Origin of the sequence: Paenibacillus sp. AR247, assembly GCF_002968895.1 — a bacterium.
GTDB lineage: Bacteria > Bacillota > Bacilli > Paenibacillales > Paenibacillaceae > Paenibacillus_AQ > Paenibacillus_AQ favisporus.
The window spans coordinates 1,698,710-1,704,556 of sequence record NZ_PCZT01000009.1 but is presented as its reverse complement, the minus strand read 5'-3'; the positions used below and the strand labels follow the sequence as shown (position 1 = coordinate 1,704,556).

Annotated in this window: 4 protein-coding genes and 1 pseudogene; all 5 read left to right on the top strand. The window is 55.2% G+C overall.

Annotation, left to right across the window (positions count from 1 at the left end; all coding sequences use genetic code 11):
* Positions 1 to 31 precede the first annotated feature (31 nt).
* Complete coding sequence (locus CPT76_RS16225) at positions 32 to 793, top strand: ClpP family protease (protein WP_105444110.1); 762 nt, start codon at positions 32 to 34, stop codon at positions 791 to 793.
* Positions 790 to 1,008 (top strand): YlzJ-like family protein, encoded by a 219-nt coding sequence (locus CPT76_RS16220; RefSeq protein ID WP_105443598.1) that lies wholly within the window; start codon positions 790 to 792, stop codon positions 1,006 to 1,008. The genes CPT76_RS16225 and CPT76_RS16220 overlap by 4 nt, the downstream gene beginning before the upstream one ends.
* 78 nt (positions 1,009 to 1,086) lie before the next feature.
* Positions 1,087 to 3,622, top strand: a pseudogene (locus CPT76_RS41480) (DNA translocase FtsK).
* 220 nt (positions 3,623 to 3,842) lie between these two features.
* Entirely contained in the window at positions 3,843 to 4,667 is an 825-nt protein-coding gene (gene sleB / locus CPT76_RS16210) for a spore cortex-lytic enzyme (protein ID WP_076168007.1), read from the top strand.
* 181 nt (positions 4,668 to 4,848) lie between these two features.
* Positions 4,849 to 5,847, top strand: a 999-nt coding sequence (gene yfmF / locus CPT76_RS16205) for an EF-P 5-aminopentanol modification-associated protein YfmF (protein ID WP_105443597.1), incomplete at its 3' end; no start/stop codon positions are given.

The window sequence follows — 5,847 nt, the reverse complement described above, 5'->3', positions numbered from 1 at the left end:
GGAAATTATATGGTTAGGAAAGGACGAGGATATGATGACACAAAATACACGCCGTGCGCCGATGAGCGAAACGGAGGCGCCGGAACAAGCCCCTGTTGTAAACCCGGAACCGACGGCATTGGATACGCTGAAGCAGCTGGGACAAATGAACGTGCCGCAGGGGACCGAGTCGAACATTTTTTGCCTGACGATCATCGGGCAAATCGAAGGGCATCTGGTCCTTCCGCCGCAGAACAAAACGACGAAATACGAGCACATTATTCCCCAGCTGGTCGCTGCGGAGCAAAGCAAACAGGTGGACGGAATTATGATTATTCTCAATACAGTAGGCGGTGATGTGGAGGCTGGACTGGCCATCGCCGAAATGATCACGTCCCTTACCAAGCCTACCGTCACCGTCGTCGTCGGGGGCGGGCACAGCATCGGTGTGCCGATCGCCGTAGCTTCGACGTACTCGCTTATCGCCGAGAGCGCCACCATGACCATTCACCCGATCCGCCTGAACGGACTTGTGATCGGTGTGCCGCAGACGTTCGAATATATGGAGAAAATGCAGGAGCGCGTCGTCCGCTTCGTCACCTCCCATTCGCGGATTACGGAGGAGCGGTTTAAGGAATTAATGTTCCGCACCGGCGAGCTGAACCGGGATATCGGTACGGCGGTGGGCGGACTGGATGCCGTTAAATACGGCTTGATGGACGAAGTAGGAGGTATAGGCCAGGCTCTGGCCAAGCTGAACAAGCTTATCGATGAGCGTAAACAACCGGTTGAGGCGGAGGGGATTACTCAATGATGCTTCATACGATTATGCCGCTTGATGCTGTGTGGGAGGAGGGTTTTACCCCTGTCCAGACGGCGGAGGTAAGGCTGCAGGGCATCCTGATGGAAGTCAAACCGCTTGATGCGGGACGGGCGGAAATCGTCCGGCTGCTCGACTGCCCGCTTGAATCGTACCTCAAACCGGCGTTTGCCCCAGGACAGGTAATACGCTACATTCCGACACTGTAAAATGGACCTTTAGCAGCAGAAACAGAACATAGGTGCCCCACGGTATTATATGGTATAATATTGGCCGGGGGTGACATTTTGGCTAAGCGAAGAAAGAAGAAGAAGGCAGTACTGACCAATGTGCTGAAATACGAAATATACGGAATTATACTGATCACCCTTTCCGTTATCGCCTTATCCGGTGAAGCGACGGTAGGGTGGTCATTATCCAAAATGTTCGGACTGCTGTTAGGGCGGTTTTATTTTGTGATCCCCCTGGTGGGAATCTACTTGGGCCTCAGCGTCATGATTCAGCGAAAATGGCCGAAACGGTGGAATACGCGGAGAAGCGGAATTCTGCTGTTGGTACTGGCCTTGGTACTTATGAGCAGCATTTCTTCATTGGAAAGAAACTGGGTCCGGTTGGCGCATTGAGCACCGGGAACATATTATCCCAGGTACATACGGACTTGCAGGGAGCGCTGCTGTCGTCATCGGCCCGCGGCGACCACTCTATGCTGAATAAGGACATCAGCGGAGGCTATATCGGCGCCATCGAGTTTGCGGCGCTGTATTGGCTGTTTGGGACCTTGGGCTCGAAGCTGATGATGATCGTTATGTTTATTATCAGCTTTATGCTGATTACGAATCTGTCGTATGTCGACCTGATGCGAATCTTCCGCAGCAGGCTGGTGAAGGCCGGCGAGAATGTCCAGAAGCGGATGGACAACCGCCGCCAGTCGGCCAAGGTCGCTTCCAAACGGGCGGCTTCGTCCAGGCAGAAGAAACCGCAGCCGCTCCCGGCTGACGACGATGAGGATGAATTGGACGAGGATTTCGTGCCGCCGAAGCCGAAGCGGAGCGCCCCGGTGTTCTTCCAGCTGTTTGGCAGCAGGTTTGCCAAGAACGAAGCGCAGCCGCCGCTTGCTGATGATGAGCTGGACGGCAGCGATATTCTTGAACCGGTCAGGGACACCCGTTCCGCGGCAGGCGGGCGGTTCAGTGAGGCGGTGGAGCCGGAGGAGAACGATGCATTCGACCTGCATGAGGAGCCGCTGTGGGCGGAACCGAAGCGGAACGAATCTTCGCCGATCATCCGCGACTTTTTCGAGCATGTGAAATCCGAAGGCAACGCCGATCCGGAGGAATCGGACGAAGCATACGCCGGAGCTGCCGGAGTCGCTTTTCCGCCTGAAGGCATCAGCGCGGAATTCCATGAGGATACCGCTGGGACGCCGGATGGCGGGGCGCCGGTAACCGCTGCGGATCTCCAGGGAGAATCCGCGGGAAGTCCGGCTGAGCCGGCGGAGGCGCTGGAGCTTGCGATGACCCCGCCTGCGCCTCCGCCGAAGCCGTACAAGCTCCCGCCCTTCAGGCTGCTCTCCAAGCCCCAGAATGGCGGCAAGGCAGGCGATCAGAACGATTATAAGCAAACCGCCCGCAAGCTGGAGGCGACGATGGAGAGCTTCGGCGTACGGGCGAAAGTGCTTGAGGTCGTTCGCGGGCCAGCGGTGACGCGGTACGAAATCCAGCCGGATATCGGCGTGAAGGTCAGCCGGATTGTCGGGCTGACGGACGATATCGCGCTGGCTTTGGCCGCGAAGGATATCCGGATGGAGGCGCCGATCCCGGGCAAATCGGCCATCGGCATCGAGGTGCCGAACAATGAGGTTTCGCTCGTGACGATGCGCGAAGTTATGGAAACGCCGGTCTTTCAAGACGCCTCGTCGAAGTTGTCGATCGCATTCGGCCGGGACATTTCGGGACAGACGATCGTCGGCAATCTGGCAAAAATGCCCCATTTGCTCGTCGCCGGCGCCACCGGTTCCGGTAAATCGGTCTGTATTAACGGCATCATTACGAGCATCCTGTATAAGGCTAAGCCGGATGAAGTGAAATTTCTGATGGTCGATCCGAAGATGGTCGAGCTGAACGTGTATAACGGCATCCCTCATCTCATGGCGCCCGTGGTTACCGATCCGAAGCGTGCTTCCCTGGCGCTGAAGAAGATCGTGGTCGAGATGGAAAAGCGCTATGAGCTGTTTTCCAAATCCGGCACGCGCAATATTGAAGGCTATAACAACCTGATGAAGGACAATCCGGCAGCAGTGCTGCCTTATATTGTGGTCATCGTCGACGAGCTGGCCGACCTGATGATGGTCGCCGCGCATGACGTCGAGGAAGCGATCACCCGCCTCGCCCAAATGGCTCGGGCCGCGGAAGCTGCTGGGCCGCGGGGAGTATGCTCTTCATGCCGATGGGAGCGTCTAAGCCGATCCGCGTGCAGGGGGCATTTATGACCGATCAGGAAGTCGAGATCATCGTTAACTATGTCCGCGACCAAGGGGAAGCCAAGTACGATGAAAGTCTCGTTCCCGAAGTGGAGGAAACGTCGCAGGATGCCGACGACCAGCTGGACGAGCTGTACGATCAGGCCGTTCAGATCGTGCTGGAATCCAAACAGGCATCCGTGTCGCTGCTGCAGCGCCGAATGCGGGTGGGGTATACCCGTGCGGCCCGCTTGATCGATTCGATGGAAGCGCGGGGAATTATCGGACCTTACGAGGGAAGCAAACCGCGTGAGGTGCTCGTCTCCCTGGAGCAGTATCAGCAGCAGAACCGCATCAGCTCATAGACCGGTAAATCTTGCCGGATGTGCTATATCTTCCTTGGAGGCCTCTCATGATCGTTCGTGAGGGGCCTTTTTGGCGGTGATTTGCATGGGAATACGCTTGAAAGCTTCTATCGGCGGTACACATTCTTTCTCTTGGGCAGGGTGTATAGGAAATGGGGCCTGTTGTCATAATAACCGTAGCCATCCTGTCAAACCCACAAGAGAAAGGTAGAGCTAACCCATGAAAAACGCAAAATTATGGATCATCATCGGTTTGGTGTTTCTATTGTCTGCGGCGGTCTATGCAGGTGTAAGACCCCATACGGATTCCAAAGCTTCGTCCAAAGCGGCGGTGGAGCCTGCGGAACAAACCATACCTACATTCGGATCAACGGTTTTGAAGTATGGATCCTCAGGCCAGGATGTGTATGAACTGCAGGGGCGCCTGAAATTTTTGGGCTTTTATAACGGAAAGATTGACGGACAATACGGATGGAGCACGCTGAAGTCCGTCAAATGGTTCCAGTCCGAATTCGGGATGAAGGTGGACGGAACGGTCGGAGCCAAAACCAAGCTGAAGCTGTACAATGCCACCAAAAATTGGCAGCCATCCGCAGCCGAGTCCGGAAACGCCGCCGGCAAACAACCGAGCACAAGCGGCAATCAGAAAAACACAAGCGAACCGATGGCCTCGGCCAACACGATGGGCCTGTCCGAAAACGATCTGAAAATTATGGCTAATGCGGTGTATGGCGAATCCCGCGGTGAACCGTTTGAAGGACAGGTTGCCGTGGCGGCGGTCATTCTGAACCGTGTCAAATCGCCAAGCTTCCCGAATACGCCCCATGGCGTTATATTTCAGCCGGGCGCATTTACGGCGGTAGCCGACGGACAAATTTATCTCACGCCGAACGAAACGGCCCGCAAAGCGGTGCAGCAGGCGTTAAACGGCTGGGATCCGACCGGCGGATGCCTGTACTACTTTAACCCGAAAACAGCCACTTCGAAGTGGATCTGGTCCCGGCCTCAAGTCTTGACGATCGGGCAGCATATTTTCTGCATGTAAAAGGATTGAACGTAAGTTTGGCACCGTAACTTCGTTCGTTCCTTGAAGCAGATTGCGCATGAGGGAAAACAGCAACCGGAGGGTTTGTCTTCGGTTGCTTCTTCACTTTCCAATGGTATAGAATGGAACTTAATCAAAAGCGTGACGCTTTATAAATTCATGGCTAAAGGAGTTTTGGACCTTGAATACAACTGCTTTTCAACATGGAAACGCCAAGCGGATCCGGATTCACGTTCTGCCGACGAAACGCTTTAAGACGTTTGCAATATCGCTCTACGCAGGCATTCCGCTTGCAGAGGACACCGTAACGCCTACGGCCTTGACTCCTTTTGTACTCCGCCGGGGTACCGTTACATATCCGGAGACCCGCCAGTTCCGCGAGCAGCTGGAGCAAATGTACGGGGCCGGCTTCGGTTTTGATGTGTATAAAAGAGGCAACTACCAGATGGTGCACTTCCGGATGGACACAATTAACGATTCGTTCGTAAAGAGCCAAGAGAGCCTGCTCGCATCCTCATTCGCTTTTCTCGGCGAAGTGGTGACGCGTCCCGTTTTGGAGGGCGGCCGTTTCCGCAGTTCTTACGTTCAGGCGGAGAAGGAGAACGTCCGCAAGAAGCTGGAATCCATCGTCAACGATAAGATCCGCTACGCCTCCGAGCGCTGCATCGAGGAGATGTGCCGCAACGAGCCTTACCGTCTTCACGCGCTCGGACAGCGTCAGGACCTGGAGAAAATTTCACCGGAGAGCCTGCACGACGGGTACCGCAAATGGCTGAGCGAAGCCAGCATGGACCTGTATGTGGTTGGGGACACGACGCTCGAGGAAGTGGAGAAGCTCGTCAACTCGCACTTTGATCTCGGTTCTGAACCGGGTATTACGTACAAGACCGAGACGCCGGTGCGCCAGTCGGGCGAGCCTCGTACCGTAGTGGAGAAAATGGAAGTGAGTCAGGGCAAGCTGAATCTTGGGCTGCGCACTTCCATCACTTATGGGGATGATCATTATGCGGCAGCATTAATGTACAACGGCATTTTGGGCGGATATCCGCATTCCAAGCTGTTCATGAACGTAAGGGAAAAAGCAAGTCTCGCCTACTACTGCTCTTCTCGCTATGACGGGCACAAGGGAATTGGAACGATCCAGTCCGGCATTGAAGTGCAGAACTACGAAAAAGCGCTC

What these genes read in the sequence shown, in the direction of transcription:
- CPT76_RS16225 (WP_105444110.1), top strand. Translation starts at nt 32, where the DNA reads ATGATGACACAAAATACACGCCGTGCGCCGATGAGCGAAACGGAGGCG.
- CPT76_RS16220 (WP_105443598.1), top strand. Translation starts at nt 790, where the DNA reads ATGATGCTTCATACGATTATGCCGCTTGATGCTGTGTGGGAGGAGGGT.
- sleB (WP_076168007.1), top strand. Translation starts at nt 3,843, where the DNA reads ATGAAAAACGCAAAATTATGGATCATCATCGGTTTGGTGTTTCTATTG.